Annotated in this window: 21 protein-coding genes and 1 pseudogene; 2 read left to right on the forward strand and 20 right to left on the reverse strand. The window is 74.8% G+C overall.

Features of this window, described 5'->3' with window-relative positions; genetic code table 11:
* Positions 1-54 precede the first annotated feature (54 nt).
* The 7 genes from GQS52_RS07110 to GQS52_RS07140 form a co-directional block, all read right to left on the reverse strand.
* Positions 55-570, reverse strand: a complete 516-nt coding sequence (locus tag GQS52_RS07110; RefSeq protein ID WP_182312462.1) for a GNAT family protein — start codon at positions 568-570, stop codon at positions 55-57.
* A gap of 49 nt (positions 571-619) precedes the next feature.
* Positions 620-2,158: a signal recognition particle protein gene (ffh, locus tag GQS52_RS07115; protein ID WP_182312464.1), complete on the reverse strand. Its 1,539-nt coding sequence runs from the start codon at positions 2,156-2,158 to the stop codon at positions 620-622.
* A 120-nt stretch (positions 2,159-2,278) separates the two neighbouring features.
* A complete protein-coding gene (locus GQS52_RS07120; RefSeq protein WP_182312466.1) occupies positions 2,279-4,840 on the reverse strand; it encodes a [protein-PII] uridylyltransferase in 2,562 nt (853 codons plus the stop codon).
* 119 nt (positions 4,841-4,959) lie between these two features.
* A complete protein-coding gene (locus GQS52_RS07125) occupies positions 4,960-5,298 on the reverse strand; it encodes a P-II family nitrogen regulator (protein ID WP_182312468.1) in 339 nt (112 codons plus the stop codon).
* Positions 5,295-6,623, reverse strand: coding sequence for an ammonium transporter (locus GQS52_RS07130; protein ID WP_182312470.1), 1,329 nt, complete (start codon positions 6,621-6,623; stop codon positions 5,295-5,297). Before GQS52_RS07130 ends, GQS52_RS07125 begins: the two co-directional genes overlap by 4 nt.
* A gap of 210 nt (positions 6,624-6,833) precedes the next feature.
* A complete protein-coding gene (locus tag GQS52_RS07135) occupies positions 6,834-7,493 on the reverse strand; it encodes a LysE family translocator (protein WP_259370635.1) in 660 nt (219 codons plus the stop codon).
* A gap of 117 nt (positions 7,494-7,610) precedes the next feature.
* Positions 7,611-9,062, reverse strand: coding sequence for a hypothetical protein (locus GQS52_RS07140; RefSeq protein ID WP_182312472.1), 1,452 nt, complete (start codon positions 9,060-9,062; stop codon positions 7,611-7,613).
* Positions 9,063-9,439: 377 nt separating this feature from the next.
* Between GQS52_RS07140 and GQS52_RS07145 the strand changes: the two genes are divergently transcribed.
* A complete protein-coding gene (locus tag GQS52_RS07145) occupies positions 9,440-10,114 on the forward strand; it encodes a bifunctional DNA primase/polymerase (protein WP_182312474.1) in 675 nt (224 codons plus the stop codon).
* Between the two features lie 123 nt (positions 10,115-10,237).
* Here the strand turns inward: GQS52_RS07145 and ftsY are convergent, their stop codons facing one another.
* The 6 genes from ftsY to GQS52_RS07175 all read right to left on the reverse strand — a co-directional run bounded on the left by ftsY (position 10,238) and on the right by GQS52_RS07175 (position 18,523).
* Positions 10,238-11,452 (reverse strand): signal recognition particle-docking protein FtsY, encoded by a 1,215-nt coding sequence (gene ftsY, locus GQS52_RS07150; RefSeq protein WP_182312476.1) that lies wholly within the window; start codon positions 11,450-11,452, stop codon positions 10,238-10,240.
* 28 nt (positions 11,453-11,480) lie between these two features.
* Positions 11,481-12,131, reverse strand: a complete 651-nt coding sequence (locus GQS52_RS07155; protein ID WP_182312478.1) for a nucleoside/nucleotide kinase family protein — start codon at positions 12,129-12,131, stop codon at positions 11,481-11,483.
* A 99-nt stretch (positions 12,132-12,230) separates the two neighbouring features.
* Positions 12,231-13,658, reverse strand: coding sequence for a sugar porter family MFS transporter (locus GQS52_RS07160; RefSeq protein WP_259370636.1), 1,428 nt, complete (start codon positions 13,656-13,658; stop codon positions 12,231-12,233).
* A 172-nt stretch (positions 13,659-13,830) separates the two neighbouring features.
* Entirely contained in the window at positions 13,831-17,475 is a 3,645-nt protein-coding gene (gene smc, locus GQS52_RS07165) for a chromosome segregation protein SMC (RefSeq protein WP_182312479.1), read from the reverse strand.
* A gap of 175 nt (positions 17,476-17,650) precedes the next feature.
* Positions 17,651-17,854 carry a hypothetical protein gene (locus GQS52_RS07170; protein ID WP_182312482.1) on the reverse strand — a complete coding sequence of 68 codons (204 nt, stop codon included), beginning with the start codon at positions 17,852-17,854 and terminating at the stop codon, positions 17,651-17,653.
* A gap of 387 nt (positions 17,855-18,241) precedes the next feature.
* The gene (locus tag GQS52_RS07175; protein ID WP_182312484.1) at positions 18,242-18,523 is read right to left on the reverse strand and encodes an acylphosphatase; all 282 of its coding nucleotides are present in this window, start codon (positions 18,521-18,523) and stop codon (positions 18,242-18,244) included.
* 128 nt (positions 18,524-18,651) lie between these two features.
* Between GQS52_RS07175 and GQS52_RS07180 the strand changes: the two genes are divergently transcribed.
* Positions 18,652-19,503, forward strand: a complete 852-nt coding sequence (locus GQS52_RS07180; protein ID WP_182312486.1) for a CAP domain-containing protein — start codon at positions 18,652-18,654, stop codon at positions 19,501-19,503.
* A gap of 30 nt (positions 19,504-19,533) precedes the next feature.
* On the opposite strand, the gene GQS52_RS07185 is transcribed toward GQS52_RS07180, so the two are convergent.
* The 7 genes and pseudogenes from GQS52_RS07185 to coaD all read right to left on the reverse strand — a co-directional run bounded on the left by GQS52_RS07185 (position 19,534) and on the right by coaD (position 25,517).
* The gene (locus tag GQS52_RS07185; protein WP_182312487.1) at positions 19,534-20,664 is read right to left on the reverse strand and encodes a hypothetical protein; all 1,131 of its coding nucleotides are present in this window, start codon (positions 20,662-20,664) and stop codon (positions 19,534-19,536) included.
* Between the two features lie 116 nt (positions 20,665-20,780).
* The gene (mutM, locus tag GQS52_RS07190) at positions 20,781-21,695 is read right to left on the reverse strand and encodes a bifunctional DNA-formamidopyrimidine glycosylase/DNA-(apurinic or apyrimidinic site) lyase (protein ID WP_182312490.1); all 915 of its coding nucleotides are present in this window, start codon (positions 21,693-21,695) and stop codon (positions 20,781-20,783) included.
* A gap of 185 nt (positions 21,696-21,880) precedes the next feature.
* Positions 21,881-22,671: pseudogene (rnc, locus tag GQS52_RS07195) on the reverse strand (ribonuclease III).
* 19 nt (positions 22,672-22,690) lie between these two features.
* Positions 22,691-22,864, reverse strand: a complete 174-nt coding sequence (gene rpmF / locus GQS52_RS07200; protein ID WP_065965136.1) for a 50S ribosomal protein L32 — start codon at positions 22,862-22,864, stop codon at positions 22,691-22,693.
* A 2-nt stretch (positions 22,865-22,866) separates the two neighbouring features.
* Positions 22,867-23,466 (reverse strand): YceD family protein, encoded by a 600-nt coding sequence (locus GQS52_RS07205; protein ID WP_259370637.1) that lies wholly within the window; start codon positions 23,464-23,466, stop codon positions 22,867-22,869.
* Between the two features lie 170 nt (positions 23,467-23,636).
* Positions 23,637-24,896: a cell division initiation protein gene (locus tag GQS52_RS07210; RefSeq protein WP_182312492.1), complete on the reverse strand. Its 1,260-nt coding sequence runs from the start codon at positions 24,894-24,896 to the stop codon at positions 23,637-23,639.
* 141 nt (positions 24,897-25,037) lie between these two features.
* The gene (coaD, locus tag GQS52_RS07215) at positions 25,038-25,517 is read right to left on the reverse strand and encodes a pantetheine-phosphate adenylyltransferase (protein WP_220472746.1); all 480 of its coding nucleotides are present in this window, start codon (positions 25,515-25,517) and stop codon (positions 25,038-25,040) included.
* Positions 25,518-25,535: the final 18 nt, after the last annotated feature.

Consider the following 25,535-nt stretch of genomic DNA (forward strand, 5'->3'; position numbering starts at 1 on the left):
CGGCGGCGCCGGGGCTGCCGGGCCCGCCGGGTCCGGGGCGCGGCCGGCGGCCGGTCACGCCCCGGGCCACTCCTCGGCGGTCAGCGCGAACCGCTCGTGGTCGCGCCAGGCGTCGTTGATGTAGAGCATGCGCGGGGAGAACCCCTCGTGCCGGAACCCCAGGCGCCGGGCCATCGCCACGGAGCGGACGTTGTCGGGCTGGACGTTGATCTCCAGCCGGTGCAGCCCGAGCCCTCCGGGCAGGTCCGCGAAACAGCGGTCCACGACCAGGCGCAGTCCCTCGGTCATCCTCCCGGTGCCCGCGTACGGCAGGTAGGAGTCGTAGCCGAGGGCGGCGTTGCGGAAGCGGGCGCGCACGATGTTGGCGACGTTGACCTTGCCCACCAGGCCGCCGTCCTCGTCGTTCCAGATCAGGAACGTGCGCAGGGCGGAGCCCTGGCGGCGCAGCAGGTCGGGCAGGCCGTGCGGCTCGACGGGGTTCCACGGCCCTGTGTGGCCGGCGGAGCGGGTCACGGCGTCGGCGTAGACGGCGGCGTCACCGGGTGCGGGGGGACGGATGTGGACGCGCATGCGCCCATCATCCGCCATCTCCGCGACCTGCTCTGTCCGGGACGTGCCGCTACTGGGGCGGCAGGAGGTCCTTGAACTCCTTGGGGAGCTCGAACTGCCCGCCCCCGTCGGGCGCGCCGAAGGCGCCGCCCGCGGCCCGCCGCTCGGCGGCGGCCTGCTCCTCGGCCTTGCGCTTCATCGGGTTGCCGCTGCGCCGCTTGCCCTTGGCCTGCTTGACCGGCTTCTTCCTGCGCGCGGCGGCGCCGGGCATCCCCGGCATCCCCGGCATGCCGGGGATGCCGCCGCCCTGGGCCATGCGGGACATCATCTTGCGGGCCTCGAAGAACCGCTCGATCAGGCCGGAGACCTCGGAGACGGAGACGCCGGAGCCCCGGGCGATGCGGGCGCGGCGCGATCCCTTGATGATCGTCGGGTCGGCGCGCTCGCCCGGCGTCATGGACTTGATGATCGCGGCGACGCGGTCCACGTCGCGCTCGTCGAGGTTGTTGATCTGCTCCTTCATCTGGCCCATGCCGGGGAGCATCCCGAGCAGCTTGGAGATGGAGCCCATCTTGCGGACCTGCTCCATCTGGGCCAGGAAGTCGTCGAGGGTGAACTCCTTCGGGCCGCGGGCCAGCTTGGCGGCCATCTCCTCGGCCTCTTGCCGGCTGAAGGTCTGCTCGGCCTTCTCGATCAGGCTGAGGACGTCGCCCATGCCGAGGATGCGGGACGCCATGCGGTCCGGGTGGAAGGCGTCGAAGTCGTCCAGCTTCTCGCCGTTGGAGGCGAACATGATCTGCTTGCCGGTCACCTGGGCGACCGACAGCGCGGCACCGCCGCGGGCGTCGCCGTCCAGCTTGGACAGCACCACGCCGTCGAAGCCGACGCCGTCGAGGAAGGCCTGGGCGGTGACCACCGCGTCCTGGCCGATCATCGCGTCGACGACGAACAGGGTCTCGTCGGGGTTGACGGCGTCGCGGATGTCGGCGGCCTGCTGCATCAGCTCGGCGTCGATGCCCAGGCGGCCGGCGGTGTCGACGACGACCACGTCGTACTGCTTGGTGCGCGCGTACTCGATCGAGTCCTTGGCGACCTGGACCGGGTCGCCCACGCCGTTGCCCGGCTGGGGCGCGTAGACGGCGACCCCCGCGCGCTCGGCGACGACGGCCAGCTGGTTGACGGCGTTGGGGCGCTGGAGGTCGCAGGCGACCAGGAGGGGGGCGTGGCCCTGGGCCTTCAGCCACCGGCCGAGCTTTCCGGCCAGGGTGGTCTTTCCGGCGCCCTGGAGGCCGGCCAGCATGATGACGGTGGGCGGGTTCTTGGCGAACCGCAGGCGGCGGGTCTGACCGCCGAGGATGCCGATGAGCTCCTCGTTGACGATCTTGATGACCTGCTGGGCGGGGTTGAGCGCCTGGGAGACCTCGGCGCCGAGCGACCGCTCCTTGACCTGCTTGATGAAGGCCCGCACCACCGGGAGGGCGACGTCCGCCTCCAGGAGGGCGATGCGGATCTCGCGGGCCGTGGCGTCGATGTCCGCCTCGGACAGGCGCCCCTTGCCCCGGAGGTTCTTGAACGTCGCTGCGAGGCGGTCGGAAAGGGTGTCGAACACGTCGGTCGCGGATCCTCGAGTCGCTGGATGGCTGGAGCGTCCGCTCCACGGACGTGTCCCAGGGTATCCGTCCGCCGCCGGTGCGGTCTGCACCGAGGGTCCGGTCGGTACCGTTCCGGGTCAGGCCAGGGCCTTCTGAACCGCGGCGGCGACCCTCGCGGCGTGCGGTTCCGGCAAGGGGGCGCTGTCCTCGCCGACGACGTAGAAGGCGTCCACGGCGTCCGCGCCCAGGGTGCTCACCCGGGCCGAGCGCACGCTCGCCCCGGCCCGCTCCAGCGCGTGGCCGATCCGGTGCAGCAGACCGGGCGCGTCGTGCGCCCGCACCTCGACGACGGTGGCCGTCCGAGAGACGTCCGGGACCACGGTGGCCACGGGGGGCGGAGGGGCGGCTCCGCGGCGGCGCGGACGGGCGGCCTCGCGCTCGGCGAGCCGGCGTGCGACGTCCAGGCTGCCGTCCAGCGCCCGTTCGAGGTCCTTGCGCAGCCGGGCCGCGTCCGGCAGCGAGCCGTACTCGGCCTCGACCCGCCAGGTCAGCAGCAGCACCGGGCCCCGCCCCGCGGGGTCGGCCGTGCGCAGGTCGGCGGCCCGCACGGTGAGGCGGTGCAGGGCCAGGACCCCGGCCGCGGTGCCCAGCAGGCCGGGCCGGTCCGGGACGGCGAGCAGCAGTTCGGCCCCGACCGGCCCGGCGCCCTCCCCCGCCCCGTGCGCCGCCCCCCGCGCCGCCCCGTGACCGGCCGGCGGCCGGTGCGTGCGCACGGTCAGGACGGGGCCGCCGGTGCGGACGGCCTCCGCCGCCAAGCGTTCGGCCTCCGCGGGCAGGGCGGGGGCGGCGGGGGCGGGCACCGGCTTCCCCGCCAGTGCAGCCGCGGTCCGCCCGGCCAGGTCCGCCACGAGCGAGGCGCGCCAGGTGCTCCACGCCGCGGGGCCGGTGGCCAGCGCGTCCGCCTCGGTGAGGGCGTGGAGCAGCTCCAGCACCTCGACGCCGCCGACCGCCCCGGCGACCGCCGCGACGGTGGCCGGGTCGTCGAGGTCGCGGCGGGTCGCGGTGTCCACCAGCAGCAGGTGGTGGCGCACCAGCAGGGCCAGGACGTCCGTGTCGGGGGGCGGGAAGCCCATCCGGGCGGCGACGCCGCGCGCCACGGCCTCGCCGGCCGTGCTGTGGTCCCCCGGCAGGCCCTTGCCGATGTCGTGGAGCAGGGCCGCGGCCAGGAGCAGGTCGGGCCTGCCCACGCGGCGGGTGAGCCCGGCGGCGTGCACGGCCGTCTCCACCAGGTGCCGGTCGACGGTCCAGCGGTGCACGGCGTTGCGCTGCGGCAGGCAGCGGACCCGCTCCCACTCCGGCAGCATGCGGGTGACCAGTCCCTCGGCCTCGAGCGCCTCCCACACCGCGACGGCGTTCCGGCCTGCGCCGAGCAGGGCGAGGAGCTGTTCGCGGGCCTCCGTGGGCCAGGGGACGGGCAGCGGGACGGCTTCGGCGGCCAGGCGCCGCACCGCGTGCGGGGACAGCGGCAGGCCGGCCCGGGCGGCGGCCGCGGCGGCGCGCAGCGGGAGGACGGGGTCCAGTCCGGGGCGGGCGGTGCGGGCGAGCACCGCCTCGCCGTCGTGCTCGACGACCCCCTCGGCCAGCGGGCTGCGCCGCGCGGCGGCCGTCCTGTCGGCAACCGTCCTGTCGGCGGCCGTCCTCGCGCCGGCGGGGCGGGTGCGGCCGGGGAGGCCGCGGCGGGAGGGGGCGCGGCGGGCGCGCAGGACTCCCCCGACCTCGCGCCAGGTGACGTCCGAGGCGTAGGCGACGGTGCGCGCCGCCCCGTAGACCCTGCGGAGCAGGGCGTCGGCGTCGGGCAGGCCGAGGGTCCGGGCGACCCGGTCCTGCTCCTGGAGGACGAGGCGGTCCCCGGCCCGGCCGGTGGCCAGGTGCAGGGCGTCGCGGACGTCCAGGAGGGCGGTGCGGGCCTCGTCGAGCCCCCGGCGGGGGGCGTCGGCGATCCAGGAGGCGGCGACGGCGCGCAGCACGGTGGTGTCGCGCAGCCCTCCGCGGGCCTCCTTGATGTCGGGTTCGAGCAGGTGGGACAGCTCGCCGTGGCGCTCCTCCCGCTCCCGGCACATCTCGCGCAGCGCGGGCAGGTCGGCGGGTGCGCAGGCGCGCCAGTCGGCCAGTGCGGCGGCGCGCAGGGCGGCCGTCAGGGCGACCTCGCCGGCGACGTGCCGGGCGTCGAGGAGGCCGAGCCGGACCTTGAGGTCCCCGGCGGCGGTGCGGCGCGCCTCGGCCGGGGTGCGCACGGAGTGGTCGAGGGCGATGCCCAGGTCCCACACGGGGTACCAGAGCCGGTCGGCCAGCCGGGAGAGGCCGCCGGGCCCGGTGGTGCCGTCGTGCAGCAGGAGCAGGTCGAGGTCGCTGTGCGGGGACAGCTCCCCGCGTCCGTGGCCGCCGACGGCGACGAGGGCGGCGCCCCGGACGCCGGTGTCCCGGACCGCGGCCTCCCACAGGGCTGCCAGCCACCGGTCGGTCAGCGCGGCCAGGGCGGCGCGGCGCGGCGGCCCGGGCCGCGCCCCGTCCCGGAGGAGGCGCTGCCGGGCCGCCGCGAAGTGCGCGGGGTCGGACCGGGCCTCACGGGCCGCGGCCCGGTCCTTCCCCGCGGTGCCCGCCGGGCACCCGCCGTGCTGTGTCCGGTCCCGTTCGGTCACTGGATCTCCCGGTGCGGTCGGTGCGGGCCCCGTGCGCCCGGCGGGTGTGCGGTGCCGGTCCCCCGCAGGGCGTCGGGGCCCCCGCAGGGCGTCGGGGCCCCCGCAGGGTGTCGGGGCCCCTACAGGGCGTCGGGGCCGCGTTCGCCGGTGCGCACCCGCACCGCCGTCTCGACGGGGACGCTCCAGACCTTGCCGTCGCCGATCTTCCCGGTCCGCGCCGCCCCGACGACCACGTCGATCAGCTGCTCGGCGTCGTCGTCCTCGACGAGGACCTCGATGCGGACCTTGGGCACCAGGTCGACGGTGTACTCGGCCCCGCGGTAGACCTCGGTGTGGCCGCGCTGCCGGCCGTACCCGCTGGCCTCGGTGACGGTCAGGCCGTTGACCCCGAACGCCCGGAGGGCTTCCTTGACGTCGTCCAGCCGGTGCGGCTTGACGACTGCGGTGATGAGCTTCACGCGTCCACCTTCGTGTCCCGGGCCGTGGCCCCGCTGATCGTGCCGGCAGTGTGCCCCGCCGGCGCGGTCGCGGTGCGGCCGCCCCCGGTGCCGGAGTAGTCGTAGGCGGTCTCCGCGTGGGCCGTGCGGTCCACGCCGGTGACCTCGTCCTCCTCGCTGACCCGGAAGCCCATCACCAGGTCGACGGCCTTGGCGAGGATCCAGGAGGCGGCGAAGGAGTAGGCCAGGACCGCGAGGGCCCCGACGGCCTGCTTGCCCAGCTGGCCGGCGCCTCCGCCGTACAGCAGGCCCTTGACGTCGCTCTGGACGCCGCCGGTGGCGAGGAGGCCGACGAGCACGGAGCCGATGAGGCCGCCGACGAGGTGGACGCCGATGACGTCGAGGGAGTCGTCGTAGCCGAACTTGTACTTCAGGCCGACGGCCGCGGCGCAGGCGACGCCGGCGACGACGCCGACGGCGATGGCGCCCAGCGGGCTGACCGCGCCGCACGCCGGGGTGATGGCGACCAGTCCGGAGACCGCGCCGGAGGCTGCGCCCAGGGTGGTGAAGGACCCGTGACGGATCCTCTCGTAGGCGAGCCAGCCCAGGAGGGCGGCGGCGGTGGCGACGTGGGTGTTGACGAAGGCCATGGCGGTCACGCCGTCGGCCCCGAGCCAGGAGCCGGCGTTGAAGCCGAACCAGCCGAACCACAGCAGGCCCGCGCCGAGCATCACCAGCGGCAGGTTGTGGGGGCGCATCGGGTCCTTCTTGAAGCCGATGCGCCTGCCGAGGACCAGGACGGCGCCCAGGGCCGCGGCGCCGGCGTTGATGTGGACCGCGGTGCCTCCGGCGAAGTCGATGACGCCCATCTCGAACAGCCAGCCGCCGGCCCCCCACACCCAGTGGGCCACGGGGAAGTAGACGACGGTCACCCACAGGGCGACGAACAGCGTCCAGGCGGAGAACTTCACCCGGTCGGCGAGGGCGCCGCTGATCAGCGCGGGGGTCAGGACGGCGAACATCAGCTGGAAGGCCGCGAAGACGGTCACCGGGATGCCGTAGCCGTCCCAGAGCTCGTTGAGGCCGATGCCGCTCAGGCCCAGGTACTTCCCGGAGAACCCGACGACCCCGCCGCGGTCCTCGCCGAAGGCGATGCCGAACCCGTACAGCACCCACAGGACGCTGACGATGCCGAGGCTGACGAAGCTCATCATCAGCATGTTCAGGACGCTCTTGACCCGGACCATGCCGCCGTAGAAGAAGGCAAGGCCGGGGGTCATGAGCATTACCAGCGCGGCGCAGACGAGCATGAACGCGGTGTCAGCGCCGCTGAAGCCTTCTGGCATCGGCGTCTCCTCGGTGTCGGGACGGCCCGTGCGGGTGCGGTGCGGTGGGTCGGGCCGGTTTCCGCCACCGACATTCGCGCAGGCGGGTTTCGGTCGACGCCGCACGGCGTTTCGCCCCGGTGACGAAGGCGGCCCCGGTGTTACGCGGCCATGAACCGCGGGAGCCGTCCGGAAGGGCGGGACGGCGGCGTCCCGGGCCGCGGATCCCGATCACGTGAACAGCGGTACCGCCGTCCAGACCGCGACTCCGGCCAGGCTGAAGGCGAACACGTAGTCGATCCGCCGCTTCGCCGGTTCACTGCGGAACAGGGCGGTGAGCGCCCGGCCGCCGAGGGCCCAGACGATGAAAGCGGCGAGGTTGTTCGCGGTGAAGACGGCCGTGATCACCAGCACCGCGGTGACGTCGCTGTCGCCGGACGGTGCGAGGAACTGCACGAACATCACCGCGATGATGTAGTACGCCTTGGGGTTCATCAGCAGGACGACCGCACCGTCCCGGAACCCGATCCGCCGCTCCCTCACCGGCGCGGCATCCGCCGTGTCCCCTCCCTTCGCCCGGGCGGCACGGACGAACGTCACCGCCAGCCAGAGCACGTAGAGGCCCCCGGCCGCGCTGAGAACCTTCGCAAGCAGGGGGTGCCCGAGGACGGTGGCCCCCGCCCCGATCCCGATCACCGCGGTCACCGCAAACGTCGCCACGTGGTACCCGGCGAGGGCCGGCACCGTGGCGCGCAAGCCCCGCGACGCACCGATCGCGGCGAAGAACGCGTTTCCGGGGCCCGGACTGTACGCAAGGGGGAAGAGGAAGACGAGCAGCGCGACGAGCATGTCCGCGCTCACCGCCGATGCCAGATGGGTCGGAGAGTCCACACGCCGAGACTGCGGAAAATCCGTCGTCCGTGCTGGCAGAAATCGGACACCGCGCTCCGGTACGCGACCGGCCGCACGGGGCCGGCCGCACGCGACCGGCCGCACGGCCGGGCCGGGTCAGACCGCGCGGGCCTCTTCGGCGTACTCGTGCAGGTCCCCGGCCAGGCGCTCGGACAGCCGGACGACCGCCGCGCATCCCGGGTACTGGGCCGCGGCGGCGGCAGCGGTCTTGCGCAGGCGGGTGTTGACCCTCTCCGAGCGGACCTTCCCCGCCGCGAGGGCGGCCCGCTCCGCGGAGGCGGCGGCCTCCTCCGGCTCCTCCTGCAGCAGGTGGACGGTGGCCATCCCGATGAGGTTGAAGACGTAGGAGCGGCGGTGGTTGTCGACGTCCCGGCCGAACAGCTCCACCGCCCTGCGCATCGGCGGGCGGGCCAGCGAGGCGTAGGTGCGCCTGCGGGCGGCGGCGTAGGCGAGGTCCCGGTACGAGTGCGCGTTCTCCGCGTTGAGCTCCGCCTCGGAGAAGAACCTGATCCAGTCCGGGTCGTCCGCCGGGCAGGCGTCCGCGAAGCAGTCCTCGGCCGCCCGCACGGCGCGGTTGCACCTGTCAGCCTGGCCCAGGTTGGCGTAGGCGCGTGCCTCCACGGCGTGCAGCATGGCCTGGGTCGACGCGGTGGCGGTCTCCCGGGAGCCGTACTGGGCCAGGTGGACGAGTTCCAGGGCGTCCCCGGGACGGCCGAGGTGGATCATCTGGCGGGCCATGTCGGAGAGGACGAGCGCCCCCAGGGGGCGGTCCCCGGCCTCCTTCGCGGCGTGCAGCGCGAGCACGAAGTACTTCTGGGCGCTGGGCTGCAGGCCGACGTCGTAGCTCATGAAACCCGCCAGGTGGGCGAGCTCGGCGGTGACCTTGAACAGCCGCCGGGCCACCGCGGGCCGGTGCCCCTCCTGCAGCAGCTCGGTCACCTCGTGCAGCTGGCCCACGACAGCCTTGCGGCGCAGTCCTCCTCCGCACTGGGCGTCCCAGCGGCGGAACATCCGCGTCGAGCTCTCGAGCAGTTCCAGTTCGGGTTCGGAGATGCGGCCGGCGCGGTGGGGGCGGTCGCCGGGCGCCTCGTCGGCGGGGGCGGAGGGGCCGGGGACGAGCCAGCGCTGCATCGGCTCGACGAGCGCGGGGCCGGCCGCGAGCGTGAGCGAGGGGCCGAGGAAGCCCCGCCGGCCCAGCATGAGGTCGCTGCGGGAGAACTCGCTGATCAGCCGGACGGTCTGCGGGCCGGCCCAGGGCAGGTCCACCCCCGCGGTCTGCGGCGAGCGGTGCTCCTGGCGCAGTCCCAGTTCCTCCACCGCGACGACGCAGCCGAACCGTTCGGAGAAGAGCTCGGAGAGGATGCGCGGGATCGGTTCGCGGGGCTGCTCCCCGTCGAGCCAGCGCCGGACCCGGGAGGTGTCGGTGCTGACGTGGTGGGCGCCGGTCTGCCGCGCCCGCCGGTTCACCTGCCGCGCGAGCTCCCCCTTGGACCATCCGCTGCGCACGAACCACGAACCCAACCGCGTGTTGGGCTGCTTGTCGCCCACAGGAACGCCCCCATCCCGGGTCTCCCCGCCGATGTCCGCCGGATCAGGTGCGCCGGGCGGATGCGCGGGGCGAAGCCGTCGGCGTGCCCGCGGACCGACACCCTGCCGTCCTCGTTGTTGAACCGAACGTAATCCTACGGTCACCGGTGCACGTGCATCGTCACGGAAACGCCACCATTCGCCACCCCCGGGGGCGGGCCCCGGGGCGGTTCCCCGCGATTCACTGGTCCCGTGGTGTCCGGAGAACGCCGGGGGCGGACGGGAGGCCGCGGGGGGCGCGCACCGCGGGCCGCACCACCCGTCGAGCCGAACCCCTCGCTGCGAACACAGAGTCACCACTGCGTAACCATCGGCGACCACGACCCGTTGGGGGTGACATGGACTTCATGCTCGGCTCACGGCGCCGCAGCCGCGCCTCGCTGTGCACCACGGTGGCGGAGTACGCCGGGCTGTGGGGGTGGACGGTGGTTCCCGGCGCGCGCGTCGTGCGCGGCGGCACCTGCTCCTGCGGGGCCCCGGACTGCGCCGCCCCGGGGGCGCACCCGCTGCCCGGTGGCACCGGGATCGCGCCGGGGACCCCGCTCGAGCGCATCCGGTCGGTGTGGGAGGAGGCGGAGGACGCCTCGGTGCTGCTGCGGGTGGGCGTCTCCTTCGACGTCATCGACGTCGGCGAGCGGGCCGGGGCGCGGGCCCTCGCGCGGCTCGAGCGGATGGGCACGCGGCTGGGGCCCGTCCTGGCCACGCCGACCGGGCGCGCACTGTTCTTCGTCGCGCCCGGCGCCGCGGGCGAGCTGCCGGAGCTCCTGTACCGGATGGGCTGGGACGACGCGGACCTGGACCTGCGCTCCCTCGGCCCCGGCGACCACGTGACCGCCCCGCCCTCGGACCTCGGCTCGTACGGCCCGGTGCGCTGGCTGCGGCGGCCGGCGCCCTCGCCGTCGGGCGGGCACGGCACGGTGCCGCCCCCCGAGGCCCGGCTGGTGCTGGGCACCCTGGCCTACGCCTGCCACCGGGAGCGCCGGTCGGCGGCCTCCCGGCTCGTGCCCTCCTGAAGCCCCGCCCGGCCGAAGTCCCGCCCGGCTGCGGGGACGCGCGAACGGCGGGGGCGGCACCCCGGTGTCGGGGTGCCGCCCCCGCCGTTCGCGCGTGCGGCCGCCGGTTCGCGCGTGCGGCCGTCAGCCGAGCAGTGCGTCGACGAACGCCTCCGGCTCGAACGGGGCCAGGTCGTCCGCGCCCTCGCCGAGGCCGATCAGCTTGACCGGCACGCCCAGATCGCGCTGGACGGCGATCACGATGCCGCCCTTGGCCGTGCCGTCCAGCTTGGTCAGGACGATGCCCGTGATGCTGACGACCTCGGAGAAGACCCGGGCCTGTACCAGGCCGTTCTGCCCCGTGGTGGCGTCGAGCACCAGGAGCACCTCGTCGACCGGGCCGTGCTTCTCCACGACCCGCTTGACCTTGCCGAGCTCGTCCATCAGGCCGGTCTTGGTGTGCAGCCGGCCGGCGGTGTCCACCAGGACCGTGTCCGCGCCCTCGGCGATGCCCTCCTTGACCGCGTCGAAGGCGACCGAGGCGGGGTCGCCGGCCTCGGGTCCGCGCACGGTGCGCGCCCCGACGCGCTCGCCCCAGGTCTGCAGCTGGTCGGCCGCGGCGGCGCGGAAGGTGTCGGCCGCGCCCAGGACGACGCTGCGGCCGTCGGCGACCAGGACCCGGGCCAGCTTTCCGGTGGTGGTGGTCTTGCCGGTGCCGTTGACCCCGACGACCATCACCACGGCGGGACGGGCGGTGCCGTCCTCGGCGGTGTGGCGCGCGGTGCGCAGGGCGCGGTCGGTGTCGGTGCCGATCAGTGCGAGGAGCTCCTCGCGGAGCAGGCCGCGCAGCTCGTCGGGGGTGCGGGTGCCGAGCACCTTCACCCGGGTGCGCAGCCGGTCCACCAGTTCCTGGGTGGGTGCGACGCCGACGTCCGCGGTGAGCAGGGTGTCCTCGATCTCCTCCCACGTGTCCTCGTCGAGGTGCTCGCGGGAGAGCAGGGAGAGCAGGCCCTTGCCGAGGGAGGTCTGGGAGCGGGAGAGCCGGGAGCGCAGCCGGACCAGGCGGCCGGCGGTCGGTTCGGGGACCTCCAGCTCCGGGACCGGCAGCGGGGCCGGCGGGGCGGCCGGGGCCGGCGGCTCCTCGACGACGACCGGCGCCCCGGGCAGCCCGACGTCCTCGACGGTCCGGCGGGGTTCCTCCCGCGGTGGCGCGGCCTCCTCGCCGACCTGCGGCTCGGCGGGCGCGACCGGGCGCCGCGGGGGCGGCAGGGGCTTCCTGCGCCGGGTGGTGACCACCAGCGCGCCGGTCGCACCGATCACGACCAGGGCGATGACTGCGATGAGGATGACGATTTCCATAACCCGTCCAGTATCGGCCACGCTCCCCTCATCGGGGCACTGCTCGCCATTCCCCGTGCGCCGTGTGGCGGACCACCAGGTCGGCGCGCTCCCTTCCCGCGGCCACCCGCCGCGCGTTGGCCTCGTCGGACTCGCGCACGAACCGCTCGGCCTCGGCGCGGGGCCGGCCGAACCGGTGGTGGCGTTCGACGAGCCTGCGCACGCGCTCCCCGTCGTCGAGGTCGACCCACCACACCTCGTCCAGCAGGGCGGTGACGCGGGGCCAGGGGTCGTCGTCGAGCAGGAGGTAGTTCCCCTCCGTGATCACCAGCGGGGTCCGCGCGGGCACGGGGATGCTGCCGGCGACCGGCTGGTCCAGTTCCCGGTCGAAGGCCGGGGCGTGGACGGTCTCCCCCTCCCGCGGGCTGCGCAGGCGTTCCAGGAGGGCGGCGTAGCCGTGCGGGTCGAAGGTGTCGGGGGCTCCCTTGCGGCCCAGGCGGCCGGTGCGGCGCAGTTCCGCGTCGGCGAGGTGGAAGCCGTCCATCGGCACCACCGCGGCCAGGTCGCCCAGGCGGTCCGCCAGGTGCCGGGCCAGGGTGGACTTGCCCGCGCCCGGAGGGCCGGTGATGCCCAGGACGCGGCGGCCCGGTGCGGCGGCGAGCCGGCGGGCCCGCTGTTCCAGTGACTGCGCTCGTGTCATGGAACCAGCGTGCCCCGCCGTCCCGGACGGGGGACGGCGGGGGCACTCGGGCCGGGCGCTCGGGCCCGGGCACTCGGGCCGGGGCGGGCGCGGCGGGCGTCAGCCCATTTCCTCCAGCGCCTTGCCCTTGGTCTCGGGCACGTACTTCAGGACGAAGAAGAAGGACAGCACGGCGAAGACGGCGTACATCCAGTAGGCGCCCGACAGGTTCCACTCGGACAGGCTGGGGAACGTCACGGTGATCACCCAGTTGGCGATCCACTGGGCCGCGGCGGCGACGCCCAGGGCCGCGGCGCGGATCCGGTTGGGGAACATCTCGCCCAGGAAGACCCAGACGACCACGCCCCAGGACAGGGCGAAGAACAGCACGAAGACGTGGGCGGCGACCAGGGCGACCGCGCCCTGGGTGTCCGGGATGGTGATGTCGTCGCCGGTGCCGGTCTTGAAGGAGAAGGCCCAGGCGGCCACGGCCAGCGAGACCGCCATGCCGGCCGATCCGACCAGGGCCAGCGGCTTGCGGCCGACCCTGTCGACCAGGGCGATGGCGACGAAGGTGCCGACCAGGTTGATGATCGAGGTGGTGAGGCTGTAGAAGAGCGAGCCCTCGGTGTCGATGCCGACCGACTGCCACAGCGCCGACGAGTAGTAGAAGATCACGTTGATGCCGACGAACTGCTGGAAGACCGACAGCAGGATCCCGACCCAGACGATCGGCAGCAGGCCCAGGCGGTTGCCGCGCAGGTCGGACAGGGTCGGCTTGCGGTCGCTGCGCAGCAGCGCCTCGATCTCGTCGGCCCGGCGGTCCAGGTCCATGGTGTGGCCCTCGACCTCGCCGAGGACCTGCTTGGCCTTCTCCCTGCGCCCGACGGAGATCAGGTACCGCGGCGACTCGGGGATGGCCAGCGTCAGCAGGCCGTAGAGCGCCGCGGGGACGAACATGATGCCGAGCATCCACTGCCAGGCCTCCAGGCCCGCCAGTTCGTTGCGGGTCTCGCCGCCGGCCGCCTGCGCGACGGCGTAGTTGACCAGCTGGGAGATGACGATGCCGGAGACGATGCCCAGCTGCTGCAGCGAGCCGAGCCGGCCGCGGTAGGCCGGAGGGGCGACCTCGGCGATGTAGGCGGGGGCGATGACCGAGGCCATGCCGATGCCCAGGCCGCCGACGATCCGCCAGAAGCCGAGGTCCCAGACGGAGAAGGGGAGCATCGAGCCGATGGCGCTCGCGGTGAACAGCACCGCGGCGATCTGCATGGAGCGGATGCGGCCGATCCGGTCGGCGAGGCGGCCCGCGGTGGCCGCTCCGACGGCGCAGCCGAGGAGGGCGGACGAGACGACGATGCCGATCTCGGCGCTGCCCACGCCGAAGCGGTCCCGGATGCCGGTGACGGCGCCGTTGATCACGGCGCTGTCGTAGCCGAAGAGGAAACCGCCCATGGCGGCCGCCGCGGTGATGAACAGGACGTGGCCGAGGTGCTCCGGATGGGCCTTGCGGGCCTCCGGTTCGACCACCGGTTCGGGACTCGTCACGGGTGCTCCTGGGCGTGGGGTGACCTTCGAGTGTCAGGTGGTTCTGCTCGTCTCACCACTCGAAGGCTTTGGAAACCTCCCAGAGGTTATTCGTTCATCTCTCGAAGCCGAAACCCGGCATTGACCATGGAAGACCAAGTCCGACGTTCACCGCGTGAACGTTCTTCGGGTGTCAGCGCAGTCGCTGACTGACCACCTTGGAGACGCCGTCCCCCTGCATGGAGACGCCGTAGAGTGCGTCGGCGACCTCCATCGTGCGCTTCTGGTGCGTGATCACGATCAGCTGCGAGGCGTCCCTGAGCTCCCTCAGGAGCCCGATCAGCCGCTGCAGGTTGGTGTCGTCCAGGGCCGCCTCCACCTCGTCCATGACGTAGAACGGGCTGGGCCTGGCCTTGAAGATCGCTACCAGCACCGCGACCGCGGTCAGCGACCGCTCCCCGCCAGACAGCAGGGAGAGCCGCTTGACCTTCTTGCCCGGCGGCCGCGCCTCCACCTCGACGCCGGTGGAGAGCATGTCGCCGGGGTCGGTCAGCACCAGCCGCCCCTCGCCGCCGGGGAACAGGCGGGAGAAGACCCCCTCGAACTCGCGGGCGGTGTCGTGGAACGCGGCGGAGAACACCTGCTCCACCCGCTCGTCCACCTCCTTGACCACCGCCAGCAGGTCCGCCCTGGTCCTGCGCAGGTCCTCGAGCTGCTCGGTGAGGAACTTGTGCCGCTCCTCCAGGGCCGCGAACTCCTCGAGCGCCAGGGGGTTGACCCGGCCCAGCCGGGCGAACGCCTTCTCGGCCGCGGCCAGGCGCCCCTCCTGCTCGGCCCGGTCGAAGGGACGCGGCCGGTTCCTCGGGTGCTCCGGGTCCTCGGGCAGCTCCTCCCCCGGGGCCGGAGGGGACGCGGGGACCGGCCGGTCCGGTCCGTACTCGGCGATCAGGGTCTCCGGTTCGACCCCGTGGTCCTCCAGCGCCTTGGCCTCGAGCTGCCCGATGCGCGCCCGCTTCTCCGCGCCCAGCACCTCGCCCCGGTGCACCGAGTCGGTCAGCGCGTCCAGCACCGCCTCCAGCTCGCGTCCCCGCGCCCGCTCCGCGGTGAGCTCCGCCTCGCACCCGGCGCGTTCGCGTTCGGCCGCGGCCCGGTCCTGTTCGGCCCTCGCCAGTGAGGCCTCGACGTGGCGGAGCAGGTTCTGCGCGCCCGCGGCCACGGCCCCGGCGACCGCCGCCTCCCTGGCCGCCCGGGCCCGGTGCGCCCGGGCGCGGGCGCGGGCCTCGCGCTCGGCGCGGGCGGCGCGGTCCAGGGCGTCGGCCCGGCCCGCGAGCGCCCGGACCCGCTCCTCGTGGGTGCGGACCGCCAGCCGCGCCTCGGTCTCGGCACGGCGGGCGTCCGCGCCCTCCTCGGCGAGCCGGTCGCGCCGCGAGGTGTCCGGCTCCTCGTGCGCGGGCGCGCCCCCGCCCCCGGCCTCCGCCTCCGCCTCCGCCTCCGCCTCGGCCAGTCTCCGGCCCAGCTCCCCGGCCCGCTCCTGCGCCTCCTCCAGCGAGGCCCGCGCGTGCTCCACGGCCGCCGCGGCCCGCTCCGCCTCCGCCTCCGCGGCGCGCGCCTGCCCGCCGAGCAGGCCCAGCTGCCGGTCGACCGCCGACTTCTCCTTGTCGGCACGCCGCCGGGCCCGCGCCAGTTCCTCGACGCGGTCCGCGCACCGGGTCCGCCGTTCCTGCGCCTCCTGCTGGGCCCGGGCGGCCGCGGCGCAACGCACGGCCAGCCGCCCGAGTTCGGCGGCCGCCTCGTCCACCGCGGCCCGGACCTCCAGCAGGCTGGGGGCGCCTGCGGACCCGCCGTGGGCGAAGTGGGTCCCCAGCACGTCGCCCTCCGCGGTGACCGCGGTCAGGTCCGGACGGGCGGTGACGAGCGCGCCCGCCTCCTCCAGCGAGGGCACCACCACGACCTTGTGCAGCAGCCGCCGCACCGCGGGCAGCAGCCGCTCCGGACCGCTCACCAGCGACGCCGCCCACAGCGCCCCGGCGGGCGGCTCCCCCGCGGGCCCCCCGTCGTCCGGGCCTCCGTCCCCCGGGCCCCCGTCCCGGGCCACCGCCGCGGGCTCCGGGGCCCGCTCCGCCGCCAGGATCAGGGCCGCGCGTCCCGCGTCCTCCTTGCGCAGCAGGTTCAGCGCCTCCACGGCGGCCTCCGGACCGGAGACCGCCACGGCGTCCGCCGCCGCACCCAGGGCCGCGGCGACGGGGACCTCGTGCCCGGGGGCGGCGGTGAGCAGTTCGGCGGCCGGCCCCAGCAGCCCGGTCAGGCGCTCGCCCGCGGCGAGCAGGGCGCCGCTGCCGTCCTTGCGGCGCAGCCCGAGGGCCAGTGCCTCGTGGCGGGCGGAGAGCGCGGCGTGCTCGCGCTCGGCCCGGGTGGCCTCCTGCCGCGCCTCCCGGTGCGCCCGCTCCGCCCCGGCCAGCTCCTGCGCGGCCTCCTCCAGCTCGGCCTCCAGGCCTTCGCCCCCCGCCTCGGCGTCCTCGACCCGGGCCCTGAGCTCCTCGTACTCCTCACGGGCCGCCTGCGCGCGCCCGGCCGCCTCGTCCCGCACGGCACCGAGGCGGTCGGTCTCCGCCCGGGCCGCGGCCGCGCGGTCGCGCGCCGCGCCCGCCCGGGCGTGCAGCCGGGCCAGGCCCTCCCGCCGGTCCGCGGCCGCCCGCGCGGCCTCCCGGAGCCGGCGGTCCTCGTCCGCCAGGGCGTCCTCCAGGCCGGCCCGCAGTTCCTCGGCCTCCTCCAGTGCGGCCCGGGCCGCATCGAGGGCCTCGGCGAGTTCCGCCTCCTGCTCGCGGATCCGGGCCGCCTCGCACTCGGTCTCCTCGGGGTCGCGCCCGGGAGGACGCTCCCCGGACCCGACGCTGCTCGCGTGCCGCACACGCTGCCGGGCGAGTCCGACGGTGCCGTGCACCCGTTCGGCCAGCCGGGACAGCCGGTGCCAGGTGTCCTGGGTGCGGGCGAGCCCGGGGGCCAGCCGGGCGGCCCGATCCTCCAGCTGCGCCTCCCGCCGCCGGGAGGCGGCCAGCTCAGCCTCGGCCTCCGCCCTGCGGCGCTTGAGCTCGGCCTCGTCGGCGAGTTCGGAGCGCAGCGCCTCGCGCAGGGTCACCAGGTCGTCGGCGAGCAGCCGCAGGCGGGCGTCGCGCAGTTCCGCCTGGACCACCGCGGCGCGGCGCGCGGCCTGCGCCTGCCGGCCCAGGGGTTTGAGCTGCCGCCGCAGTTCGGCGACGAGGTCCTGCACCCGGGTGAGGTTCGCCTGCATGGCGTCCAGCTTCCGCAGCGCCTTCTCCTTGCGCTTGCGGTGCTTGAGGACGCCTGCGGCCTCCTCGATGAACGCCCTGCGGCCCGTCGCGTCGGCGTGCAGGACCGAGTCCAGCTGCCCCTGCCCGACGATGACGTGCATCTCCCGGCCGATGCCGGAGTCGGACAGGAGTTCCTGGATGTCGAGCAGGCGGCAGGTGTCCCCGTTGAGCCGGTACTCGCTGCCGCCGTTGCGGAACATCGTCCGGGTGAGGGTGACCTCGGCGTACTCGATCGGCAGGGCGCCGTCGCCGTTGTCGATGGTCAGGCTCACCTCGGCCCGTCCGAGCGGGGGCCTGCCGGAGGTGCCGGCGAAGATGACGTCCTCCATCTTGCCGCCGCGCAGGGACTTGGCCCCCTGCTCGCCCATCACCCACGAGAGCGCGTCCACCACGTTGGACTTGCCGGAGCCGTTGGGCCCGACCACGCAGGTGATGCCGGGTTCGAAGCGCAGCGTCGTCGCCGATGCGAAGGACTTGAAGCCGCGCAGGGTCAAGCTCTTCAGGTGCACCTCGACGACTCTACCGGCCGTCCCCGCGAGACCCCCGGTTTCACCGGCGGGTCGGAAGGGCAGATCACCTGTGGGCGACCGGCCCGGGAGGGGGCCATGAAGAAGGGACGCCGAAGCGTCCCTGCACATCCTCAAGCGGTGACGTTGCTCCCCGTCGCCCGCACGGGCGGGGAGATCAGGTGAGCGCCGGCTCCGCCTGGTGCATGTCGATCCCGCTGAGCAGCGAATCGTCGCGCGACGCCGCAGCCAGCGCGTCGTTCTCGGCCTGCATCCGAACGATCTCGGACTCCAGGTCCTGAACGCGCTGCTGAAGGCGTCGCATCTCGGCGAGGAGTCGAGGGTCGGGGCCGCCGACGTAACCGAGAAGCGCCTTTGCCATGATGGATGGTCCTCCACGCTGAGTGACCGACCGTACGGAGCGGTAAGGTCATTGAGGGTGTCGCACCCGCCGTGTGCGCCATTGCCGCGGTTCCGAACGCCGAACGGCTGGGGTGCGCGGGGCTTCCAGCGTCTCACCAATTGGTTTGAGGGTCAACACGATCACGGCTCGCTCGACCGGACCGCCACTCCTCCGGCCGTGTGCGAAGGCCGGTGCGCGGGCCTGCTGCCACTGCGCGGGGCGGCCCGGGGGGCCGTGTCGATCATCCTTGGGACCGGAGTCAAGCACGGCCGACCCCTGGTTGGCAACCGTCCGCCGGTGCCTGCCCGGCGGGCATGACGCCGGCACGGAAACAGCAGGTCGCCCTCCGCTTGTGCGGCAGCCGGGTCAGCGGATCGCGAAGCCGTCGTACCCCCCTCGCGGCTCACCCCACAGATCGGCGACGCCGTCGACCCTCCCCGGCGCCCCTCCCGTGCGCAGCTTCTCCAGCAGCAGTTCGCACCTGTCCCTGGGGCCCTCGGCCACCACCTGCACCCGCCCGTCCTCCAGGTTGGAGGTGTAGCCGGCCAGCCCGCCGATCTCGAGCGCCCTGGCCCTGGTCCACCAGCGGAATCCCACACCCTGCACACGGCCCCGCACCCAGGCGGTCAGCCGGACATTGTCGTTCATCTCAGCACGCTACCGCGGGAGTTGCGGAGGCTCCGCAGCCGCCGTCCCCACACATGGCGTACAGTCCCCCGCCAAGGGATTCACCCGTTCGAGTGATCTCGAACGTCCGGTCACACGGAAGGCAGGAGATGGGCAGCCACCGTCGCACCGCCCCGGTCCCCGAGCCCGCCGCGACGCCCCGCGGCCGGCGCGCGGCGCGCCGACGCGGAAGCCCGGTGCGCACCGGGCTGCTGGCGTCGTCCGCCGCTCTCGCGGCAGGAGCCGTGGGCATGGCCTCGGGGCTGATCCCCGCCCCCGGGGGAGAGCCGGGGTTCGGCCACTCCCTGGCCCGGCAGGACTCCGACGCCGTCGCGGGCGCCGACCGCTCCCCCTCCGCCCCGGCCGTCGTCGCCCCCTCGGCCCCTCCGGACCGGGGCCGGGCCCCCGCCGGCCGGGACGACAGGCGCGCCCCGGCCCCGTCCCCCTCCGCCTCCTCCCCGGGGCGGCCGGAGTCCCGGGAGCCGGAGAAGGCCGCCGCACCCACCAGGACGGCCCGGCCGGCGCAGGAGGCGCCCGCCCCGAGGACGCCGGGGGCGCAGGAGGCCTCCGGCCGGGACGACGGCGTCGCCGGCCTGCGGGCCGCGGTGCTGACCCTGGTCAACAAGGAGCGGGCACGGGCCGGTTGCGGGCCGGTCGCCGAGGACGGCGCACTGACCCGGCTGGCGCAGGGCTTCAGCGAGGACATGGCGCTCCGGAACTTCTTCGACCACGTCGACCCCGACGGCGACAGCCCCTGGGACAGGGCCGCCGAAAAGGGCATCACCAACCTCGGCGGGGAGAACATCGCCCGGGGCCAGGCCGACGCCCGCGCGGTGATGGAGGCCTGGATGAACAGCCCCGGTCACCGCGCGAACATCCTCAACTGCGACTACCGCACCCTCGGCGTCGGGGTGGAGACGGGGTCCGGCGGCCCGTGGTGGACGCAGAACTTCGGGTTCTGACACCGCCGCGGGCCGGACGCCGCCCGCCGGTCACCCGCCGGCCCGCGCCGCCCCTGCCGGGGACCGCCCGCCGGCGGTGACGGCGAACGCGCGGACCGCGACGGCCGCGATCAGCACCGCGGCCGCCATCTGGACCGCCCACAGGAGCTCGACGGGGGTCGGCGCGCGGAGGACGTCCCCGGTCCCGCCGGGTCCCACCACCGAGGTGAGCAGCGTCCAGCCGGCGCCGGTGAACAGCACGCCCGTACCGATCCACACGGCGGTCATGACGGTGCCCGTGCGCACCCGCCGCCCCGCCGGGCGCAGCAGTGCCCACAGCCCCAGGGCCGCGCAGACCGCGGCGATCACGTGCACCCCCTCCGTGAGGCGGACGCCGACTCCGAGCGGGAGCGCGTCCCTCTCGAACAGCGGCACCTCTGCACCCGCGGCCCACAGCCCGTGCAGGACCGCGGCGGCAAGAACCGTCGCGGAGGCCGCCGCGGCGACGGTCCGCGCCACCGCGCCGGGCCCGGGGGCGGACGCCCGGCTCCCGACCGGCTCCGTCAGCGCGCCGCCCCAGCGGGCCCGGACCCACAGGGCGAGAGCCGCCACCAGGGCCAGGCCCTGGACTGTGAACCCGGTGTACACGACGCCGAACACCCACGGCTGCACCAGGGGGGCCTGGCCTGATCCGGCCGCCTGCGCCTCTCCCCCGCCGTCGGCCCCCAGCAGGAGGACCAGCCCGGCGACCGGGGCGGCCAGGACGACCGGGACGAGCAGTCCGGTGCCCACCCACGTGGGGAGCAGCAGCGGCCAGGCAGGGGCCCGCAGGCTCCGGGCGCCGGCCAGGAAGACGCCCACGCCCAGGGCTCCGACGGCCAGGCCGACGGTGAGCATGTTGAGCCAGAAGAAGGCGGGTGCGTCGGCGAGGGCGCCGTCACCGAGCCCGGTGGTCCCTCCGGTGACCCAGTGGACCTTCAGCGCCAGGTACGGCACGACGGCCACCATCTCCGTCAGGCACAGCAGCCGCAGCGCCCGGCGGGAACGGGGCCGGTCCCCCGGCGGCCCGTTCCGGGACGCGTCGGCGGACGACTCGGCGGAGGACGACTCGGCGGCGGACGGCGCGGTGGCGGACGGTAAGGAGGGGAACAGCGCAAGGGGCCGGAGCGGCTTTTCGGTCATGCCCCGATACTCCGGCCGGCGGGCCCGACCGTCGTCGCCCCGCGGCCCGAAGGGGCGTCATCCTGCCGGATGATTCCGGGGCCGGGGCGCGCAGTCCCGCGGAACGAGGCCGCGGTTCAGCCCGCGGAAGGGCGCGGCGGGCGCTGGCAGGCGGGGCAGTAGTAGCTGGAGCGGTTCATGAACGGCCGCCGCCGGATGGCGGTCCCGCAGCGGCGGCACGGCTCGTCCTGGCGCCCGTAGGCGTCGAGCGAGCGGTCGAAGTAGCCGCTCTCCCCGTTGACGTTGACGTACAGGCTGTCGAAGCTGGTGCCGCCCTGGGCCAGGGCCTCGGCCATCACCTCGCGCACCGCCGCGACGAGTTCGGCGGTGCGGGGGCGGGTCATCGTCGCCGTCGGCCGGTCGTAGTGCATCCGCACCCGCCACAGGGCCTCGTCGGCGTAGATGTTGCCCACGCCGCTGATCAGGGACTGGTCGAGCAGGGCGCGCTTGAGGGTGGTGCGGCGGCGGCGCAGGGCGAGGTGGAAGGCGTCCTCGTCGAAGGCCGGGTCCATCGGGTCCCGGGCGATGTGGGCGACGACCGACGGGGTCGCCTCCGGGTCGTGCGGGTCCGCCTCGTGCACGGACAGGCCGCCGAAGGTCCGCTGGTCCACGAAGCGCAGTTCGGTGCCGAGGGCGTCGGCGAAGCGCACGCGCACCCGCAGGTGGGTCTCGTCCGGGGCGTCGTGCGGCTGCACCAGGAGCTGCCCGCTCATTCCCAGGTGCGCCAGCAGCGACTCCCGTGCCCGTCCGGGCGGTGCGTCCTGGGGCTCCGGTGCGGCCCCCGGCTCCTCCAGCGGCAGCCACAGGTACTTGCCGCGCCGGTGCGGGGCGCCGAGGACGCGGCCGGTCAGCCGTCCGGCGAAGTCGGCCGGGCCGGCGGCGTGCCGTCGCACCGCGCGGGGGTGGCGGACCTCGGCGGAGGCCACGCGGCGGCCGGCGACCCAGCGCTCCAGTCCGCGCCGGACGACTTCGACCTCGGGGAGTTCGGGCACGGGAACGCTCCTGGAACGGGGAAGCGGGACGGTGGGAAGGGGTGGGACGGGAACGGAAGGCGGGAGGGGGCGGGACTGCACGGGACGCGGGCGGGGCCCGGCGGGCGGGCGCGGGCCGCGGACGCGCACGGCCCACCTGGCGGATGCCGGTGGGCCGTGCGACTGGTGCCGGTGCGGACCGGCCGCTACAGGGCGGCCGTCTCCGCGGAGTCCGCGGGCGCGGGACCGCCGGAGGCGGCCTCCTGCTGCTCGCGGATGGTGTTCCAGGCCGCCTCGGCGGCCTGCTGCTCGGCTTCCTTCTTGCTGCGGCCGGTGCCGGTGCCGTACTCGACACCACCGACGCGGGCGGCAGCCGTGAAGGTCTTCTCGTGGTCCGGCCCCGACTCGCTGACCAGGTACTCCGGGACGCCGATGCCCGCCGTCGCGGTGAGCTCCTGGAGGCTGGTCTTCCAGTCCAGTCCGGCCCCGAGGTTGGAGGACTTCTCGATGAGCGGGTCGAAGAGCCGGTGGATCAGCTCGGTGGCCGCCTTGAGTCCCTGGTCGAGGTAGACCGCGCCGATGACGGCCTCCAGGGTGTCCGCCAGGATCGACGCCTTGTCCCGGCCGCCGGTCCCCTCCTCGCCCCGGCCGAGCCGGACGAAGGTGCCCAGCTCCAGCCCCGGGCCACCTCTGCGAGGGCCCGCGAGTTGACCACCGCGGCCCGGAGCTTGGCCAGCTGGCCCTCCGGCAGGTCGGGGTGGACGCGGTAGAGCGTGTCCGTCACGACCAGGCCGAGCACGGAGTCCCCGAGGAACTCCAGCCGCTCGTTGGTGGGCAGGCCGCCGTTCTCGTACGCGAAGGAGCGGTGGGTCAGCGAACGCACCAGAAGGGCGGGATCGAGTGTGTACCCGAGCCGCCCTTCCAGGAGCGTGAGGGACGAGGCCGTCTGCGCCGGCTCGCTCCCGCGGCTGCGGGAGGGCTTGGTGGCGTCCGACATAGCGCCTCTCACCCGCCGATCAGACCTCGAGGACCTGACGACGGTTGTAGGTGCCGCAGCTCGGGCACGCGATGTGCTGCAGCTTCGGCTCGTGGCAGCGCTCGCACGCCACGAGGGTCGGAACCGCAGCCTTCCACTGCGAACGGCGGTGGCGCGTGTTGCTGCGCGACATCTTCCGCTTCGGAACAGCCACGGCTACTTCTCCTGGTTCTCGTCGGCGCCGTCGGCGCCGCTCGCGTCATCGGTCGCGCCGTCCTCGGTGGAGTCGGCGAATCCCTTCAGTGCCGCCCACCGGATGTCGACGGCTTCGTGGTGGTGGTCCGGGTCGTCCGCGAGCCGCTCTCCGCACTCGGAGCACAGGCCCGGGCAGTCCTCCCGGCACACCGGCTGCAGGGGCAGTGAAAGCACCACCGCGTCCCGCAGCACGGGCTCGAGGCCGATCAGATCGTCCTCGACAACGAGTTCCTCCTCCTCGTCGCCGTCCTCGTCCGGGGCGGGCTTGACGCCGCCCCGCCGGTCGTCGGCGTCGGGGTAGGAGTACATCTCCTGGAAGCGCACGTCCAGCTGCTGCTCGACGGGCTCCAGACAGCGTACGCACTCTCCTTCGAGCGGTGCGGTGGCGGTCCCCGTGACGAGCACGCCCTCCATCACCGACTCGAGGCGCAGGTCCAGCTCGACCGTCGCGCCCTCGGGGACGCCGATCACGTCGAGACCGAGGTCCGCGGGAGCCGGCACCGAGCGGGAGACCTTCTTCATCGCGCCAGGACGACGGCCCAGCTCGCGTGTGTCGAACACGAGCGGGTCGCGGTGGTCAAGGCGGGCGTTCAGGGCTTCCTGCTTTCCTCGGTGTGGCCTTCCCGGACACGGTCACGGGCAGCCGACATCACCAGCACTCCGAACAGCTGGAGGTGTCAGGATAACGGACGCGCCGTCCTGCCCCAACTCGCCCCTTGCGCCCCGGGCCGTCAACGGCCCTGGTCCAGCTCCCGCAGCCGGTCCAGGTCGATCATGGCGGTGTCGAAGAAGCTGGTCTCGTCCAGTCCGCCACCGGGCAGGGGGGCCGCCGCGGAGGGCTGCTGAGGGAGGGCCGGCTGCGAGGACTGCGCCTGCTGCTGCCAGTCGTGGCCGGCGCCGTACGCGCCCTGCCCGTACGCGTCCTGTCCGTACCCGTCCTGCCCGTAGGCGCCCTGGCCGTGCGTGCCCCGGCCGTCGCCGGGCTGCCCGTAGGGGTCCTGGGCGTAGGGGGCCTGGCCGTAGGAGTCCTGGGCGTAGCCGTCCTGCGTGTAGGGCTGCTGGGCGTAGCCGTCCTGGGCGTAGGGCTGCTCCTGCCCGTACCCGGACTGCGCGTAGGCGTCCTGGCCGTAGCCGGACTGCTGGTGGTCGTAGCCGCCGTCCCCGTACTGCGCGGCGGGCGCGTACGGGTCCGGGTACGCCTCGGCGGGCGCGTGGCCCGGCTGCTGCGGGGCGGGCCGCACCGGGACCTCGGGGACCTCCGAGGGCACCCCGGCAAGGCCGGCCAGGTACTCGGCGTCGCTCTGCGCGCCGCCGGGGAGCGCCATCGAGTCCTGGGCCGCCATGTGGGCGGCGAGGTCGTCGGCCTCGCGGTGGCCGACGAGCTTGAGCCGGCCGCGGCCGACCGCCTCCAGCGTCTTGGACAAAACGGCCTCGAAGGCGCCGAGCTTGGCGTCCACGTACGCGTCGGCGCGGCGGCGCAGGGTCTCGGGGTCCGAGCTGCGCTCGGGGGCGTCCTCGTCGGCCGTTCCGTGCTCGTCGAGGCCCGGGCCGCGGCCCAGGAGCTTCTCGCGGCCCCGGTCCACGGAGCCGATGGTCTTGGTCAGGACGACCTCGAAGTTGGCGAGCTTGCTGTCGACGTAGTCGTCGGCCTCCGCCCGGACCTCCTCGGCCTCGCGCCGGGCCTCGGCCAGGATCCGGTCCGCCTCCTCCTGGGAGCGCAGGGCGATCTCCGTGGCGGAGAGCAGCGAGGCGCGCTCGGCCTGCGCGGCCTCGATGATCCGCTCCGCCTCCCGGCGGGCCTCGACGACCACCTGCTCCCGGTCGCCCAGCACGCTCTGCGCCTGCGCCAGGGAGTCGGGCAGCGCGGAGCGGACCTCGTCGAGCAGGGCGAGCAGGTCCGACCGGTTGACCACGCAGGACGCCGACATGGGCATGGCACGGGCGCCCTCGACCACCGCGACGATCTCGTCCAGCTTCTTCTGCACGTCCACTTCGACTCAGGCTCTCCTCGGGCTGGGTCCGCCCGGGACCGGGCGGACCGGAACGACTCTACGTCCATCCGCCCGCCGGGCGGGGCCGGTTGACGGGGCGTCGCCCCCCGGGGGCCGCCGGGCCCGCGGCGGGCCGGCGGGTCAGCGGGCGGCCAGCCGCTCGGTCAGTTCCCCGAGCACCTCCGCGGGGACCAGGTGGGAGACGTCGCCCCCGTAGGCGGCGACCTCCTTGACCAGGCTGGAGGAGAGGAAGCTGTACGTGGGGTTGGTGGGGACGAAGAGCGTCTCCACCCCGGACAGGCCGTGGTTCATCTGGGCCATCTGCAGCTCGTAGTCGAAGTCGCTGACGGCGCGCAGGCCCTTGACGATGGCCGGGATGTCCCGCTCCTTGCAGAAGTCGACCAGCAGGCCGTGGAAGGCCTCCACCACGACGTTCCCGAACTCGGCGGTGACCCGTTCGATCAGCCGCATCCGCTCGTCGATGGTGAACAGGCCCTGCTTGGACTTGTTGATCATCACTGCGACGTGCACCACGTCGTACAGCTTCGAGGCACGGCCGATGATGTCGAGATGCCCGTTGGTGATGGGGTCGAACGACCCCGGGCAGACTGCACGGCGCAACGGTGGTTCCTCGCTTCC

The organism is Streptomyces sp. SCUT-3 (assembly GCF_014083985.1).
Taxonomy (GTDB): Bacteria; Actinomycetota; Actinomycetes; order Streptomycetales; family Streptomycetaceae; genus Streptomyces_H; species Streptomyces_H thermolineatus.